The following is a 15,243-nucleotide window of genomic DNA, read 5'->3' as shown; positions in this document are numbered from 1 at the left end:
CGGTCAGATCCCGTACAGAGCTACTGTTGTTTTATCAAATTTAGTTGGCGATAATCAAGAGAGTCATGAAATATTATTGAAATTTTTAGAATACCAATAAATGGTTGAATTGGATTTCAGTCATCATTTTTCAGCAGATACCTGTTGCTTACCACCTTCATGCTCAGTTCAGCGCCGATATTGCTGCTGAATACAGGCTCAGTTGGACGTATGACGATGCCTTCTTTTTTACCGCCGTTAGGATAGTTTCCGTCTGCTCGTTCAAGCAGAGCTTCAACGGTTGGGTATTTAGCAGGCAGGTCTGTACCGACCTCTTCTATCGGAACAGTCGTGAACTCCAGTTCCCTGCATATTTCAAGCATTCTTTCAAGTCCTACACGCTTGCCGTTCTCCATTACAGTGAAAACATACCACTCAGGTCTTTTGAGCTTCAGACGGTTCTGCTGTATACCCGGAGCGCAAAGCTCTCCTTGTACGGTGATAGAAGTAAGTCCTTCTTTTCCCATAAAGGCTTCGAGTTTTTCCTTGTAGCCGCGATCGTTGACAAGCTTGTAGAAATCGCTGTTGCCGTCATCCTTGTACTCGTAGTTATGACCTGTAACGTGGAAGCCGTCTTCATCTATACTGATAGAGTGGGAACTGCCGTCCATTTTAGTGCTGATGTAGTATTCAAGCCCTGTGAACTCCTTTATGAGCTCAGGTGCAGCCTGCACCCTTGTCTCATCGGTATGAGGAATACTTCTCGGCAGGTTTCCTATGACAGTACCGCCGGAGGTTGCGCGTTCCTCTATCTCCCACTTGCGGACCCCGAGTATTTCGGTAACATCTGCCGCAAGTTCAATGTCAGTCGGTATTTCGGGGAATATACTTATAGGCAGCAAAAGTCCCTGCGATACCTGTCCTCGGAATTTTTGAGTTTTCAGACGAAATCCCTCGCCCATAATGTCGGTGTTTTTGTAGCTGGACGCTCTCATGAATTCATATTCGGGGCGTATTGGAAGAAAGCTGTCTATCTCAAAATATACGGCTAAGTCCATTGGTTTGAACTGTCCCTTATTTACTACGCACTGCCAGCCGAGAACATAAGCCAGCTCTATCCTGTCAGCGCCTTCGATAGGTTCTATCTTCCATATTCTTTGTATACTTGATAATTTTCTGCTCATAATAATCATTCCTTTCATAGTTTTTTGTGGTTCCCGTTGGAAGGTTCGAACTTCCATTATCGGAGTCAAAGACCGATGTCCTGCCTGTTAGACGAAACGGAATGTGTGAAAACTATCTGTAAAACATGACAGTGCCATAAGCGAAAGCAGACTGACAGGCTCATAAAAAGTGAGCGAGTAAAACGAGCGCCATCGTGGAAGGGAGCACAGGCACTGTGCTGGAGACTGTGACAGGATTTGAACCTGCGCTCATGGAGTTGCAGTCCATTGCCTTTCCACTTGGCTACACAGTCATCGTTGTGTATATGTTGCAAATAAGATACGGCTTAATATGCGGAAATAATTTGCGAATCAGAAAAACTGAACCGCGAAACTGCACGGACTCGCTCTGCGTTGGTTCCCGCTGAAAGAATCGAACTTACATCTTCTGCGTCAGAAGCAGATGTCCTACCATTAGACGAAGCGGAATTATCTCACCCCGCCCGACAAGGGCGGGAGTGTTTAATTAGTTATAATTATCTCGTCAATAGGCACATCAAGTATATGTGCCAGTATGACTATGTTGTCGATAGAGGGCATAGCGTCTCCTCTCATCCACTTGAATATGGCTTGCGGCGTGTTGAAGCCGAATACTGTTTGTACATCAGCCACCTTGAGTCCTTTGCCTTTTATCAAAGCTCTGATGTTTGCGCCTGTTGCTATCATATCGATAGTCGGAGCTGCTATGGGCATAAAAATAACCACCTTTCTGAATAGAATAATAAAAACCGCCTGTGTGAGTTGATACTGCACACAGACGGCTATGTTCTATCAGAAGATGGTTTACAATGCAACACTATCTCTGCTCACCTTTTTAGGATGACCGAACAAGCTCTTTTCTGTCCTGTGCGCAGCAAAACTGAGCCATTATCCTCCTGCTGGAAGAAATAGCTTGACTGCTGGAAATCAAAAGCACAAATGTATGCAGACATAGCGTTGTTCATGATAGCTTTCATTGTTTTCACCCTTTCGTTAGTAAGAATTCCGGGAGCTTTTCCCTTGTGTTGACATCATTATATCACGGCATTACGGAAATGTCAAGTAAACCTGTGGTATAGTTTTTATCGGCAAGAATTTCTATGCATTATCATTGATTTCTTGCCGATAATATGATATAATAGAACTATGGAGGTGATACCGTGGAATACAGAAGTGTAGCCGAAATGGCTGAATTATGGGGGATATCCGAAAGAACAGTCCGTAATTACTGTGCGGAAAGACGCATCGAAGGCGCTGTCCTTATCGGCAAAACATGGAAAATCCCTGCCGATGCTGTCAGACCGGGACGCCGTAAACTGAAACGTCCAGAGACACTGCTTGAAGTTCTCAGAGAGCAGAAAAGCAGTAATCAGCACGGTGGTATCTATCACAAGTTACAGATCGAGCTGACCTATAATTCCAATCATATTGAGGGAAGCAAGCTGACCCACGACCAGACGCGCTATATCTTCGAGACTAACACTTTAGGCTTTGAAAATGAAGCTGTCAACGTTGACGATATCGTCGAGACGGTCAACCACTTCCGCTGTATAGACTATGTTATTGAGAACGCAGAAAAGCCTTTAACAGAGGCGTTTATCAAGGAGTTTCACAAGATGCTGAAAACAGGTACTGCCGACAGCAGAAAGGATTGGTTTGCAGTTGGCAAGTATAAGAAGTTCGCTAATGAAGTCGGCGGCGAAATTACTGCTGCTCCCGACGAAGTGCCTGCACAAATGAAAAAGCTCGTATCACAGTACAATGACCTGAAAAAAATCGCGCTTGAAGATATAATTGACTTCCACTATCAGTTTGAGTCCATACATCCGTTCCAGGACGGCAACGGCAGAGTAGGCAGGCTTATTATGCTGAAGGAGTGCCTGCGTCACGATATAGTTCCATTTATCATATCCGACGATCTGAAGATGTTCTACTATCGCGGACTCAAAAACTGGGAACAGGAACGCGGCTGGCTGACGGATACAGTGCTGACTGCACAGGACCGTTTCAAGGCTTATCTTGATTATTTTCAGATCAGATATCAGGTATGATATAATAACAGTCATAAGGAGACTACTATGGTCGAAACAGAACGCTTGAAAATATACCCTGCCTCAAAAGAGCAGATGGAAGCATTTATAGAAGCACAAACAGTTGATGTCCTTAAAGCTGCATACACCGAAATGCTGAACGGTTGCATTGAACATTCCGAACAGTGGGATTGGTATGCGATATGGATGATTGAGTTGAAAAACGGAACGCATATCGGTGAATTGTGCTTCAAAGGTCTTTCGCCTGATGGTGTCGCTGAGATAGGATATGGTATCAACGATGAGTATCAGGGATATGGCTATGCAACCGAAGCCGTGAAAGCAGTATCTGAATGGGCATTTAAACAGCCAAGTGTTACGGCTCTGGAAGCCGAAACAAATGAAGATAATATTTCTTCAAAACGAGTGCTTGATAAGTGCGGATTTGTCCCTAACGGAACAATTGGCGGAGAAGGTCCGAGATACACACTAAAAAACATATGATAGAAGTAAGATATAATGAATAACACATTTCACTATACCTCTCCCCTCGGTGGTATCACCCTCTCCAGTGACAGTGAAACACTGACAGGCTTATGGTTCGACGGGCAGAAATACTTTCCCCATAAGCTCATATCGGAAAGCACCGAAGCAGAGCTGCCGATATTTACGCAGACCTGCAACTGGCTCGATATTTATTTTGGCGGAAAAGAGCCGGGCTTCACTCCGCCTATAAGTCTGCACACAACGCCGTTCCGAAAGGCAGTATACGACATACTTCTTACGATACCTTACGGACAGACAATGACCTATGGCGAGATAGCAAATATCATCGCAGAGCAGCAAGGAGTTGAGCGTATGTCAGCTCAGGCAGTCGGCAGTGCTGTGGGACATAACCCTATCTCGATAATAATTCCCTGTCACAGAGTTGTCGGAGCAGACGGCAGTCTGACAGGCTATGCAGGCGGTTTGGATAAAAAGACAGCCCTTCTGAAACTTGAGAAGTACGAAATATAATGAAAAAGGCAGCCGCAATGGCTGCCTTCTTACTGTTCACGATATTTATATTATTTTCTCCTCGTCAACGCGGATACTGCTGTGTTCGTTTATGGTTATGAAATCAAGCATGGTGAGACCTCCCTGTCGGTATTTTTCTACAATTATAGCATAGATCGGCGTGGATAGCAAGCAATTTTTCGTTGTTCATATAAAACCTGTGTATTATAGAGCTTTTATTGACACGGCAGTGATGCTATGGTATAATGTTTACTAATATAAATCGAGATTTGTAAGACGATTGAGGAAGTAGAATGTATATTGTTACAGCAGAAGAAAACCAGATAAAAACAATTGTAGACATATCTGTCAGAGCATTTGAAACAGACGTAAATGTCGGCGGTGCAAAAGGTGACTGTCCGCCCGGATATGATTCGGTAGAATGGCATAAACAGATGGCTCAAGAGGGGCATTTGTATCAAGCAATGATAGGAAAAGATATTGTGGGAGCAGCCGTCATATTCCCGGATGAAACAAAAAACAGTGTGTACATTGGCAGAATTTTCATCGACAGCGTCTATCATAGAAAAGGTTATGGAATTCGTTTAATGGAGTGCATAGAAAAGAACTATCCATTTGCCGCGAAGTTTGATCTTGACACTCCAAGCTGGAATGTACGGACAAACGCTTTTTACGAAAAATTAGGGTATCAGATCATAAAAGAAGAGGACGGTTTTGTTTTTTACAGGAAGACGAGAAAGTGAACTTCATTTAATTCAGGTTCTCACATAAATACTGATTTATCTCCGCAGCATAAACAAACACAATGCCCCTGAGCGTTAATTGAAACGTTCAGGGGAAGAACTCCGCACAGCGGTGTTTTATTGATGCGGCAGTGATGCTATAATTTACTAATACAAATCGGAGATCAAGGAGCTGACAAACTGTGACGATAGAATACAGAAAAGCTGAAACAGCAGATGCAGAAATGCTGATAAATATCTACAATGCTTCATTTTACAGCGATTACAGGAGATTTGGTGCTTGTCCCGGTTATGGTAAAACGATAGAAATGATGGAAGCTTCAATAAGAGATAATCCGAAATATATCATACTATGCGATAATAAACCTGTTGGGTGCGTTTCCTGTAAAATGCAGGAAATGAGAGTGTATGAGATCACTTGCCTGTGCATTGTTCCTGAGTATCAGGGAAAAGGAATAGGTACACAGGCGGTTAGGTTCGTAAAGACTCTTTATGAGGATTGGGAGAAGATAACTTTAGTAACACCTGTGGACAAGAAAGAAAATGTTAAGTTCTATACCGAAAAATGCGGATTCCGTATAGTATCCACCGAAACAGACGGTAATGTTGAGCTTGCTCGGTTCGTTCTGGAAAAGCAGATATTAACAGCAGAATAAAACACAATGCCCCTGAGCGTTAATTGAAACGTTCAGGGGCAAAACTTGTTTTACTCACTCACAACAGGAATCCATATCTGGCTTTTGTAGTCGGGAGACAGCATATCTCCGTCGGGGTAAGCTTCGATGTCCATTTCGTAGGTGGGAGTGTAGTCCGATGTGGGAAAGAACTCCGCACAAAGCTCGTGCCAGAGCTGCTGTATAGCCTCGGGCATGGGACCTGTACACTCAGCAACTACCCACGTTCTTGCAGGGATAGTGTTCACACGGAAGCCCTCGGGAGCGACTGTATCGGGAGCACATTCCACGGCGATACCGTAGTCGAAGGTCTCGGCGTCTGTGAGACCGTTGCCGTAGCAGGTACCGTAGATAAAAGTGCTGTCCGATGCGTGTTCAAGCAGGGTAGTGATAGTGCCGTCGGACTTGGCTCTGCCCCAGAATTCGGGGATAGTGTTCTTGTTCTGCTCGCCCACAACGGTGTGCTGCTCCACCTTTTCAAGCACTGTGAATGCGTCCTTTTTAACGATGTTATAATTCATGGAATTACCGCCTTTCAAAATGATCTGCACCTTGAAACGGGAAAATGAACGGAGCCTGCCGCCCTCGCGCTTTGCCTCAGTAGGCGTTACGCCGTGGAAGCGAGTGAACGCTCTTGTGAAGCTCTCAGGCGACTCATAGCCGTATTTCAGCGCCGTGTCGATGACCTTTGCGTCCGTTTTCATAAGCTCACTGCCGGCAAGTGTGAGCCGCCTGCTGCGGATGTATTCGCCTACGGTGATACCGCACAGTATACCGAATATCTTCTGGAAATAGTAGGGCGAGCAAGCCGCCTGTTTTGCGACCTCCGCCATATCAAGTTCGTCGGTGATGTGCGCTTCGATGTAGTCGATGGCTTTCTGAATACCTGTGGCTAAGTTCATTGGTTTTCCCTCCTTTAGTGTGATTCCATTATAACATCGTGAGAGTTTGCTGTCCTGATATTTTGTGGCTTTTGGTGTCAGGTCAATACTTATTTATTTCTCTTTAAATCTGTATTAATCAAAGCCGTAATCCTTGTTATATTGGCATTCATCACATAAACTATTAGAACCGTTATCTGAGTGCATACCACATTTTTTACATTTTACCATTGCAGCATCTATTTCAATACTTTCGGCTGTTGAATTGGGGCGAGTTCCATGATATCCTGTCCCTCGCAACTTATCAGCTTCTTCTTTTGTTAATGCCTTTTTAGTGTTTATTTTTTTCTTTGCTGTTGAACTGTTGTATTGATTTTTATGATTAGCGCTTCTATCAATGTGTTCGGCACAAAAACGATCTTCCCAGTTAGAGTAAAGTGGTTTCTTGCCACACCCATTATACCTACATACAATAGGAGTACCGTCAAAATTGTGCCATTCATCGTGATTATCATCTTTTCCAAATAGGGTAATACATTTAAAAATAATGGTCAATGATAAAATAATTAATAAGAACTTTAAAGATTTGTTATTCATATCAGAATCTCCTCATTTCTCGCAAAATCCAATCTCACCAGTGCCTTGCCATTAGGCAATGGATATGACTCCTGCAATATCAGCGAGTAGCCTATCTTGTTCATAGTAGCCGTGAGAGCCTTTTCCTCCATTTGGTGATGAACCTCGTCAAGCCTGTCGAAAGCTCGCAGGTACGGCGACTCCAACACCCACTGCTCCACGTCGGTGTTTATCTGTATCACGCAGGAAACGTACCGGGGAGCGGTCTGCAAAACGGCTCGCTGGAACGCTCCGTAGCCGATGTACTCAATAAGCAGATTCGCTATCAGAAGCTGTGCCTGCGGGAGCTTCTCTGCTTCGTTTATAAGGTCGATGCGCAGGCACTCCATAACTCCCAAAAGCTGAGTATATCGCTGAGATACCGTGCGGAGGTAGTCCGCATTGATGTCCACACCGTAGACCTTGTGGTACTTGTCGGTGTCAATGTGTTCAAGTCCGTTTCCGCCTGCAACTCCAAGAACTGGGGCAGTCTCCACAGGGTAGGCGGCGAATTGCTCCTTCATTATGTAATCGAGTGCCTGAAGCTGCCGCACAGAATCAAGGCTCATGTGCTTTTCGTAGTCGTCAAGACTTATTTCTTCCCATGGGTTGATCATATACAGCACCTTTCCAAGTCGTATTCATCATCTATCAGAAAATAGTCAAGTCCGTAACTGATACAGCCGCGGAGATATTCCTGATTGTCCTGTATTATATCCTCAATACTGATGTCATTGGAGAGCCTTTTCTCGATAGCGTTCCCGAAGCTGACAATGTCGCTGAAATGGCTGGTTATGTAGCTTTCACTCATAACAAGGCAGATGTATTTTATCTGCGACAGATAGTCGGCGTCAAAGCTATTCTTCCAGTCAAAGGGAATATAACAGCCCTCGATTATGAAATCCTGCTCGTTCTCAATGGCAGTCTTTATCATCTCTTTCAGAATGTTCCAGAGGTACGCCGTCAGCTTGTCGTCGTCATAAGGAGTCAACTCGGTCTGACCGCTTCTTATCAGTCCCATTTTCAAGTGGTCGATAGACAGGTAGGGGTACTTGTATTTTTCAAGCAGTTTCTGCGCGAGAAGCGTTTTCCCTGTATGCGAAGCACCTGTTATCAGTATTATCATAGTAGCCGCGGCTCCTTTCCGATAGTTTCCATAATTATATCATATTTGGGGGAGTTTTTCAATAAAAAACAGCTCCTGTCCGTGTGAATGGGAGCTGTTGTCAGTTATCGCAAAATATGCGACAACTCGTTTCAACAGGAACTGTTGCGTTTTTTGCAACGGTTCATTTTCAGTTGCTGCAAATAATACAACAACTCATAGTAATGTGCAGAAAATGTACATTGCTATTTTTATAATATACCTGTGGTTTACTTGATTTTTCAGAAAAGCTATGATATAATACATGTAAAGTCAGAACAGAAATGGTTGGAAGCAATCTCTGTAAAAAGAATTATTACGAAAGGAGTTACCCGAAATGAGACAGTTTACTATGATATATCTGTATAGCGAACACTATGAAGAAAGTTTCTATCACGAGAGTGAAGAGGCTCTATTTGTGCTGCATACAGATAAACGTAGTGGATAGTCATTTCGGAGAGCACTTTCTTTGTGTTGTGATCCATACAAATGATAAACACCGTCTGTATGTAAGCAGGCGGTGTTTTTGTTTATCATAATACAGAGAAAGGAGTTGCTCGCGATGCCGGTGATCGACGTAAAGGCAACAGGCAATAATATAAAGAATATCATAAAATCTAAGGGCTTCAAAATATCCGATGTGCAGGCAAGATGCGGTTTCAATACACCACAGGCTATCTTCAAGTGGATGCGTGGGGACGCTGTTCCCACTATCGACAACCTGATAATACTTGCGGATATGTTTGATGTACCGATAGATAAAATAATAATCGTCACCCGTATCTGAGTGACGAAATATGGCGGATTCGTCTAATCGGTCAGGACAAGAGGCTTTCAATCTCTAAATAGCGGGTTCGATCCCCCTATCCGTCACCACAATCTCACTTTGTATGTAAGCAATCCATGCTTTCGCTTACGGAAGATATTATAATTATTTATGGTGGTCGTCGTCTAATGGAAGGACATCAGATTGTGGCTCTGAGAATAAGAGTTCGATTCTCTTCGATTACCCCACATGGGCAAGTATGCGTAGCTGGCGAACGCAGCAGACTGTAAATCTGCCACCCTTGCGGTAAACATCGCAGGTTCGATTCCTGCCTTGCCCACCAATAAAACCTCCGCCCTTTTTCTGAGCGGAGATATATGGCGGATTCGTTTAACAGGTCAGGACGAGAGGCTCTCAATCTCTAAATGTCGGGTTCGAATCCCGCATCCGCCACCAATGGTCGCATAAGCCTAATTGGTAAGGCAGCAGTTTGCTAAACTGTGAGTAATCGGAATATTCCGATGTCTGAGTTCAAGTCTCAGTACGACCGCCAAAGAGAAAGCTCATCTTGAATCATTTTTCAAGATGAGCTTTTAATTATTTAAGTTCATATAGTGATGAAATAAGAGAAGCATCCTTATTATAGTCTTTTTTGGATAGGTTTTCTAATACTTTCTTTTCTGTTTCTGGTGACCAGTATATTCGTAAGTTCTCTTTTGCTCTAGTTATAGCAGTATAAAATATGTTATGAGTTATTAACTCTTCAACTTCATTAGTTATAACTATCTTAACAGATTTATACTCTAAACCTTGTGCTTTATGTATCGAAACAGCATAGGCAACTTGAAAAGGAACAATAGATTTATTTGAGTCATCATCTTCATCAGTAGATTTATACCGATCAACATAGAAACGAATTATTGAATTGTTTTCAGGAGACGAACCTATTATTTCAAGATCATACCATGAAGCTTCAGTTTCATCTATTGAATTATCCAGTTCAATATCAAATCTAATACTTGATTCGCTTGGCTCAATATCAACTATTCTTCCTTTCATATTGTTATAAATTAGAGGGTAGAAGCGATTTGATTCGTTGAATAAGATAGGATCATTAATTTTATATGTATTGATACCCCAAACAAATTCTTCATTGTTATTATTGCTTTGTAATAATCTGTTTATATTATTGATCCCATATAATCCATCATAATTAAGACATAATACTATTTCATCCTTATCGAAGTTTTCAAAAATAGAATCATCTAGATTCACAGTATATCCGGCTTTTACCATTGGTTCGAGTATGGCATCATCAAGTTTTCGCACCCTATCCCATACAGTCAGTAAGCTGCTATCTGTTGTACGAAAAGGTTTTGTCAATTCTGTTACTGCATTTGTTGGTACGAATCTGCGTGCAATACTGAACCAGTTTCCAAAACGAATAGATTCGATTTGGAACACATCTCCTACTAGAACAAGTTGTGAAAAAGACACCTTATTTAGAAAGCTTTTCATGTCTGAATTGCTCACAGTGCTACATTCATCAATTACTACAATATCATAAATAGAGCACGGATTATAATATGAGTTGAACTTTTTAATAGTCATAAATGTACAATTACGACCATCAGATTTTACTTTACGGCGCATATTATCTACAGCAGGATTGGTGTTTGCAATATAAAGTTTCTTTTTTTCATTATAAAGATTTGAAATATGATTTATAAGAGTAGATTTTCCAGTTCCAGCTGATCCATATATTAAAGATACATGGGAATTTTCAAACATCGTCTCTAATGTATTAAGCTTTTCTTTGCAATCTATTATGTATTCAGAATTATCAATTAACCAAGAGTCAACATAGTTTCTATATTCTTCAATTCCGGATTGTGAGAGATTAATGATTTTCTTGATTATTTCGGATGTATCGTCGGCAAAGCCTTTTATATAAACAAAATTTTTATAAGTCAATATTTTGCGATGTGTATGTTTGTAATACAACTTACTGTTATAAGTATTGATTAATTTGGAAACATCCTCAAAACGAGACAAATCATTTAGTGGCGTAAATAATATTCCCTTTTGTTCGGTATTAATATGTATTATACGCGCTAAAAACTCATGTTCACGTTCTTTAGTCTCAATACACTCAAATAGGTCATAAAGCCTCGGGTTATGTTCAATAAGAGAAGCAGTGAATGGCATATCATCAAAAGGTATGCAGCCCCAGCATAAGAATAATTCTGATAATGCTGAACAAGATTCATAATTATATTGTTTCTTAATGATTTTATTATTCATTTTTTGCAGCAGGTATCGTATGACATTTGATCCTGGATTGTTTTTTTCGATAATGGTTCTAGCTAAATCAAGAATGTCAAATATAGGTGTAATTTTTGATTTTTGAGTGCATCTATGTTTGATTAGTTCATAATATTTTTCGGATGATGTTACGATATCTACTAAGCTCATATGAGAAAGAGTCAGGAATTTCATCAGTTCTTTGTATTCATTTTGACCTGTCTTGATCTCATTTTCTTGAACGCCAAATATCTTTGCAAAATTGTTCATTTCACAAGGACGAATTGATACTTCCCACAAATCAATAATTTTAATTGGCATCGATTTGCCCATAATACTTATTGAATCATTATGAAGCGTAAGTTTAACTGCATAATTATCTGATATATCTGAGCGAGTAAAAGCGATTACTCTATCAAATTTACTCGCTTTATCATTTGCAACTGTAAATGTAACTTCATAATATATTTGATGTCCTATGAAAAATGGTTTGATTTTTTGTATATACGTTCTATCGTTATATTGATCATTATACGCATAAGGACTTGGAGTATTTATGCGTTCGCTTATTTTTTCGTAGTATTCAGAAAGAGTGGTATCAAGATTTAACGGAAAATCATCAATATTACAAAGTACATTCATATCATATGTAGCTTTTAAGAAATTTTTTATTCGTATCAAATGCTCATAGTATTTAAGCATCAGTCTTTCTGATCCACATTCGTCAAAAGTATAGTGTGAAACTGATTTTTGAAGCAATGCGTGAAATCTTGCCAGAAATCGTAATTGTCCTTGAGATTTTATGTGTTCCCAGGCTTCTTTCTTTTTATCATAGTTATTTGGATCTGTATCTGCACCCTTCGAATAAACTTTCTGAACAATATATTCTACAAAGTTACGAAGCTGAGATAATATATTTTGAGATAATAATCCTCTTTCAGAGTCGTCAAATACTGAAATATTCTTCGATATTACTCTATCTGTATCAAGTATAGCTTTATCAACTTTTAACACGATATTTCTCCTAGTATTGTATGCTATTTTCAATCTTCAAATAGTAATTGCTTATTATTTGATTGCGATTTCATCATACCATTTTTTTATATTTATAATTGCATCTTGACAGTCTTTCATTTCGTTCAGTTTAAATCTCATTTTTAAATGTAATGGATTCAATGCGTATATTAAGCATAAAATATATTTTGCTGTTTGGATTTTTTCTTCTAAAGTATTCTTTATATAAAAATCCACATCTGAAGAACTTATATGATCTTCTGAGTGACTTTCTTCATGTAAAATTAACCTATACATTAAATTTTCAAAGAATTGTCGCTTTTCCTCAGGTATTCGTTCTTGTAAATTGGGATCAAAAGAAAGGTCTATTATTCCTTTTTGATATTCAAAAGTTCCAAAAGCTTCAAGCAATCTTCTCATTAAGTTACCAATAGAAAACTCATATTTATCTGTTTCTTTACCTAATGCAAAATCATATACAGATTTTAATAATTTTGAGTAAACGTGCATTCTATTTTCTGTATCTTCAGGAATCAGATTGAGATTACTAAAGCTGCATAAATAGCAATACTTTCCTATTTTAGGAATTCCAGATTCAGATATTGCAAATTTATCTCGGATTTCCCCAACAAATTTATATATAGAATCCACTGTATATAAATCATGAGAAAGAAAAACAATTCTACTATTGGGATTATGAGTCAGAATTTTTGAAGTTTGTTGCTTTAAATATGAAATGATACCAATTCTATTATCATAATCAAAGCTTGATACTGGATCATCTAAAATAATTAAAGATTCACGAGTATATAATTCACTTTCTTTTAATCCTTCCATCATTTCAGAAAAGAAGTAACACAAGGCAATTATGTTTCGTTCACCACAAGAAACACATACAGGTTTAACGTTCGCCTTTTTTGATTTAATTATATAACTTCCATCCTTAAAATCAATCGTCATACGGTCTTTTGCGAAAAAGATATATTCTAACGCATAATTCATATACTTTACAGGGACTTTGACATTTTTCTTGTCCGCTTCTATTTTTTCAAGATATTCTTCTTGTATGACAATTTGGGCATCACATTCTTTTAGAGCTAAATTATCATCATTACTTTGTTTCTTATATTTAAAGTATGTTTCAAGCTTTGCTTCATAATTTTTATGTGCTATTTTTTTATTCAGCAAAATCAAATCTTCTTTAATCTGATCTATATCTTCAAAAGATTTGTAGTATTCTTCTCTAAGATTTGATAGATGTTGTATCATTTCGTGCAATACGATTATTTCATTACTAAGATTTAAGGAATCAATAATTAATGGGGTATATATTGATTCCTTTTTTTCTTCAATAGCTTCGTTATATTTTGATATAATCGAATTAATAACATCTATTTGTTTTTTGATTCTAGAACACTGAATTTCATCCAATGATTCGTAAGGAGTAACATCAAATAAATATGGTGAAATCTTCATTTTATCAAGTTCAAAGGTATGCTCTTTTACATCACTATTTAATACTATTTTTATAATTTTCAACAATGTTTCTTTGTATTCTCCATCAATTGCTTGATAACAGAAAGGACAAAGTGCATTAGATTCCTTTAATACATTCCTTAAATCATTGGTATGATTTAAATTTTCTTGCAATTTTTCCAAAATGAATTGATCCTTGTCATCAACACTAATTTTTTGTAGTTTCTTACTTAATGCACTTATTAACAATTGTTCTTTTTCTCTACTATAATTAGAAATATTTTTAATTGTAGGATAGGAGACTTTTTGATCAGATAAGAGTTGATATTTATTAAATAATACATCAAATTGCTTTTGAAGTTCACTTATTGTTTGATTGCTATTTATAGAGTATATTTCATTTATTATTGCCTCATTAACAGATGAGTTTGCTTTGTTATGTTTGATGTTAGCATCTTTTGCTGCCCAATCACTTTTCAATGCTTTTTCAATTTCTTTTTTTGTTTTCATTAATTCCTTGTTATTTAATTCAATTGAAGTGTTAATTTGATTTCTTCTTTCTTTAATTTCATTGAGTTTTTCGTTAGTTATGTCTATTTCTTCTTCTAATTGATTCTGTTTATCGAATAAGACTATTGTTTCTAACCCATTATCTTTAAACCCAACTTTTTTCATCACGTATTCTTCATTAAAAACATAAATTCTTTCTCTTGAACCAAAATATGAATCACTGTTCGTTTTGCTTAACATTACGGAATTTCTATAATCTAACATATCCAAGCATAATTCTGTGGTTTCACTATACTCAGAATAATTTTTAAATGCTTTTGCAAAAGTGCTTTTTCCACTTCCGTTTTTACCATAAATAATCGAGACTCTTTGACTTTCGTTAGGAAATAACTCTAGCGGTGGATGGGTATCGCCAAAACACATTCCAGATATTTTTACGCTTTTTATCTTCTCAAACATATAATCACTCCATTATTATTTTCTTCTTATATCATTACTATTCGTATACTCTCCACCAGCTCCAAATCCGCCGGCAGCCATTCCACACTATCAAGCTCATCTTTGGTAAGCCACCGTGCCTCCTGAGCTTCAAGCAGAACCAAATCACCGCTGACCACCTCACACCAGAAGCAGTCCATCGACAGATGAAAGGCGGGATAATCATATTCTACCGTGTCAATAAGGTTGCCCACTTTTATTTCAGTAGCAAGCTCTTCACGTATCTCTCTTATCAAGGCTTGCTGTGGAGTTTCACCGGGTTCGATTTTACCGCCGGGAAATTCCCACAGTCCTTTGAACTCACCGTATCCTCTTGCGGTTGCAAAAATGCGTGTCTTTGCTTGAAGTGAGTCGCATATCACAGCCGCCACAACTCTTATCGTTTTCATA

The 15,243-nt window shown here is 38.8% G+C and carries 15 protein-coding genes and 8 tRNA genes; 11 read left to right on the top strand and 12 right to left on the bottom strand.

Annotated elements, in window-relative coordinates; all coding sequences use genetic code 11:
• Positions 1-116: 116 nt before the first annotated feature.
• From T488_RS0105605 to T488_RS0105585, 5 genes are all read right to left on the bottom strand, one after another.
• Positions 117-1,163, bottom strand: coding sequence for an RNA ligase family protein (locus T488_RS0105605; RefSeq protein WP_037297204.1), 1,047 nt, complete (start codon positions 1,161-1,163; stop codon positions 117-119).
• Between the two features lie 27 nt (positions 1,164-1,190).
• Positions 1,191-1,265, bottom strand: a tRNA-Gln gene (locus tag T488_RS0105600).
• A gap of 117 nt (positions 1,266-1,382) precedes the next feature.
• Positions 1,383-1,456 (bottom strand) — tRNA-Cys (locus tag T488_RS0105595).
• A gap of 101 nt (positions 1,457-1,557) precedes the next feature.
• Positions 1,558-1,631 (bottom strand) — tRNA-Gln (locus T488_RS0105590).
• A 33-nt stretch (positions 1,632-1,664) separates the two neighbouring features.
• Entirely contained in the window at positions 1,665-1,895 is a 231-nt protein-coding gene (locus T488_RS0105585) for a helix-turn-helix domain-containing protein (protein WP_028519945.1), read from the bottom strand.
• A 446-nt stretch (positions 1,896-2,341) separates the two neighbouring features.
• Between T488_RS0105585 and T488_RS0105580 the strand changes: the two genes are divergently transcribed.
• From T488_RS0105580 to T488_RS0105560, 5 genes are all read left to right on the top strand, one after another.
• Positions 2,342-3,232, top strand: a complete 891-nt coding sequence (locus tag T488_RS0105580) for a Fic family protein (protein ID WP_028519944.1) — start codon at positions 2,342-2,344, stop codon at positions 3,230-3,232.
• 27 nt (positions 3,233-3,259) lie between these two features.
• Entirely contained in the window at positions 3,260-3,715 is a 456-nt protein-coding gene (locus T488_RS17070) for a GNAT family N-acetyltransferase (protein ID WP_028519943.1), read from the top strand.
• Between the two features lie 15 nt (positions 3,716-3,730).
• Positions 3,731-4,228, top strand: a complete 498-nt coding sequence (locus tag T488_RS0105570; protein WP_028519942.1) for a methylated-DNA--[protein]-cysteine S-methyltransferase — start codon at positions 3,731-3,733, stop codon at positions 4,226-4,228.
• Positions 4,229-4,521: 293 nt separating this feature from the next.
• Complete coding sequence (locus tag T488_RS0105565) at positions 4,522-4,971, top strand: GNAT family N-acetyltransferase (protein ID WP_028519941.1); 450 nt, start codon at positions 4,522-4,524, stop codon at positions 4,969-4,971.
• Between the two features lie 182 nt (positions 4,972-5,153).
• On the top strand, positions 5,154-5,627 hold the full coding sequence (locus T488_RS0105560) for a GNAT family N-acetyltransferase (RefSeq protein WP_028519940.1): 474 nt from the start codon (positions 5,154-5,156) through the stop codon (positions 5,625-5,627).
• 50 nt (positions 5,628-5,677) lie between these two features.
• Here T488_RS0105560 and T488_RS0105555 read toward each other — a convergent pair whose 3' ends face one another.
• From T488_RS0105555 to T488_RS0105540, 4 genes are all read right to left on the bottom strand, one after another.
• Positions 5,678-6,547: an AraC family transcriptional regulator gene (locus tag T488_RS0105555; RefSeq protein ID WP_028519939.1), complete on the bottom strand. Its 870-nt coding sequence runs from the start codon at positions 6,545-6,547 to the stop codon at positions 5,678-5,680.
• Between the two features lie 114 nt (positions 6,548-6,661).
• Complete coding sequence (locus T488_RS0105550; RefSeq protein WP_028519938.1) at positions 6,662-7,123, bottom strand: hypothetical protein; 462 nt, start codon at positions 7,121-7,123, stop codon at positions 6,662-6,664.
• Entirely contained in the window at positions 7,120-7,758 is a 639-nt protein-coding gene (locus T488_RS0105545) for a hypothetical protein (protein ID WP_028519937.1), read from the bottom strand. The genes T488_RS0105550 and T488_RS0105545 overlap by 4 nt, the downstream gene beginning before the upstream one ends.
• Positions 7,755-8,267 carry an AAA family ATPase gene (locus tag T488_RS0105540; protein WP_028519936.1) on the bottom strand — a complete coding sequence of 171 codons (513 nt, stop codon included), beginning with the start codon at positions 8,265-8,267 and terminating at the stop codon, positions 7,755-7,757. The genes T488_RS0105545 and T488_RS0105540 overlap by 4 nt, the downstream gene beginning before the upstream one ends.
• Positions 8,268-8,847: 580 nt before the next feature.
• Here T488_RS0105540 and T488_RS0105530 point away from each other — a divergent pair.
• The 6 genes from T488_RS0105530 to T488_RS0105505 all read left to right on the top strand — a co-directional run bounded on the left by T488_RS0105530 (position 8,848) and on the right by T488_RS0105505 (position 9,604).
• The gene (locus T488_RS0105530; RefSeq protein WP_028519935.1) at positions 8,848-9,072 is read left to right on the top strand and encodes a helix-turn-helix domain-containing protein; all 225 of its coding nucleotides are present in this window, start codon (positions 8,848-8,850) and stop codon (positions 9,070-9,072) included.
• A 12-nt stretch (positions 9,073-9,084) separates the two neighbouring features.
• Positions 9,085-9,161 (top strand) — tRNA-Glu (locus tag T488_RS0105525).
• Positions 9,162-9,225: 64 nt separating this feature from the next.
• Positions 9,226-9,299: transfer RNA gene (locus T488_RS0105520), tRNA-His, on the top strand.
• 3 nt (positions 9,300-9,302) lie between these two features.
• A tRNA-Tyr gene (locus tag T488_RS0105515) sits at positions 9,303-9,394 on the top strand.
• Between the two features lie 36 nt (positions 9,395-9,430).
• Positions 9,431-9,507 (top strand) — tRNA-Glu (locus tag T488_RS0105510).
• A 2-nt stretch (positions 9,508-9,509) separates the two neighbouring features.
• Positions 9,510-9,604: transfer RNA gene (locus T488_RS0105505), tRNA-Ser, on the top strand.
• Positions 9,605-9,648: 44 nt separating this feature from the next.
• Here T488_RS0105505 and T488_RS0105500 read toward each other — a convergent pair.
• The 3 genes from T488_RS0105500 to T488_RS0105490 are packed head-to-tail and all read right to left on the bottom strand — an operon-like array spanning position 9,649 to position 15,242.
• Positions 9,649-12,369, bottom strand: a complete 2,721-nt coding sequence (locus tag T488_RS0105500; RefSeq protein WP_028519934.1) for an ATP-dependent DNA helicase — start codon at positions 12,367-12,369, stop codon at positions 9,649-9,651.
• A 54-nt stretch (positions 12,370-12,423) separates the two neighbouring features.
• Positions 12,424-14,814 (bottom strand): AAA family ATPase, encoded by a 2,391-nt coding sequence (locus T488_RS0105495; protein WP_028519933.1) that lies wholly within the window; start codon positions 14,812-14,814, stop codon positions 12,424-12,426.
• Positions 14,815-14,840: 26 nt separating this feature from the next.
• Positions 14,841-15,242 (bottom strand): (deoxy)nucleoside triphosphate pyrophosphohydrolase, encoded by a 402-nt coding sequence (locus tag T488_RS0105490; protein WP_028519932.1) that lies wholly within the window; start codon positions 15,240-15,242, stop codon positions 14,841-14,843.
• Between the last annotated feature and the right edge of the window lies 1 nt (position 15,243).

The organism is Ruminococcus flavefaciens ND2009 (assembly GCF_000621785.1).
Classification (GTDB): domain Bacteria; phylum Bacillota; class Clostridia; order Oscillospirales; family Ruminococcaceae; genus Ruminococcus; species Ruminococcus flavefaciens_C.
Note: the sequence above shows the minus strand (reverse complement) of the source record. Positions and strands in the feature narration are given on the sequence as shown.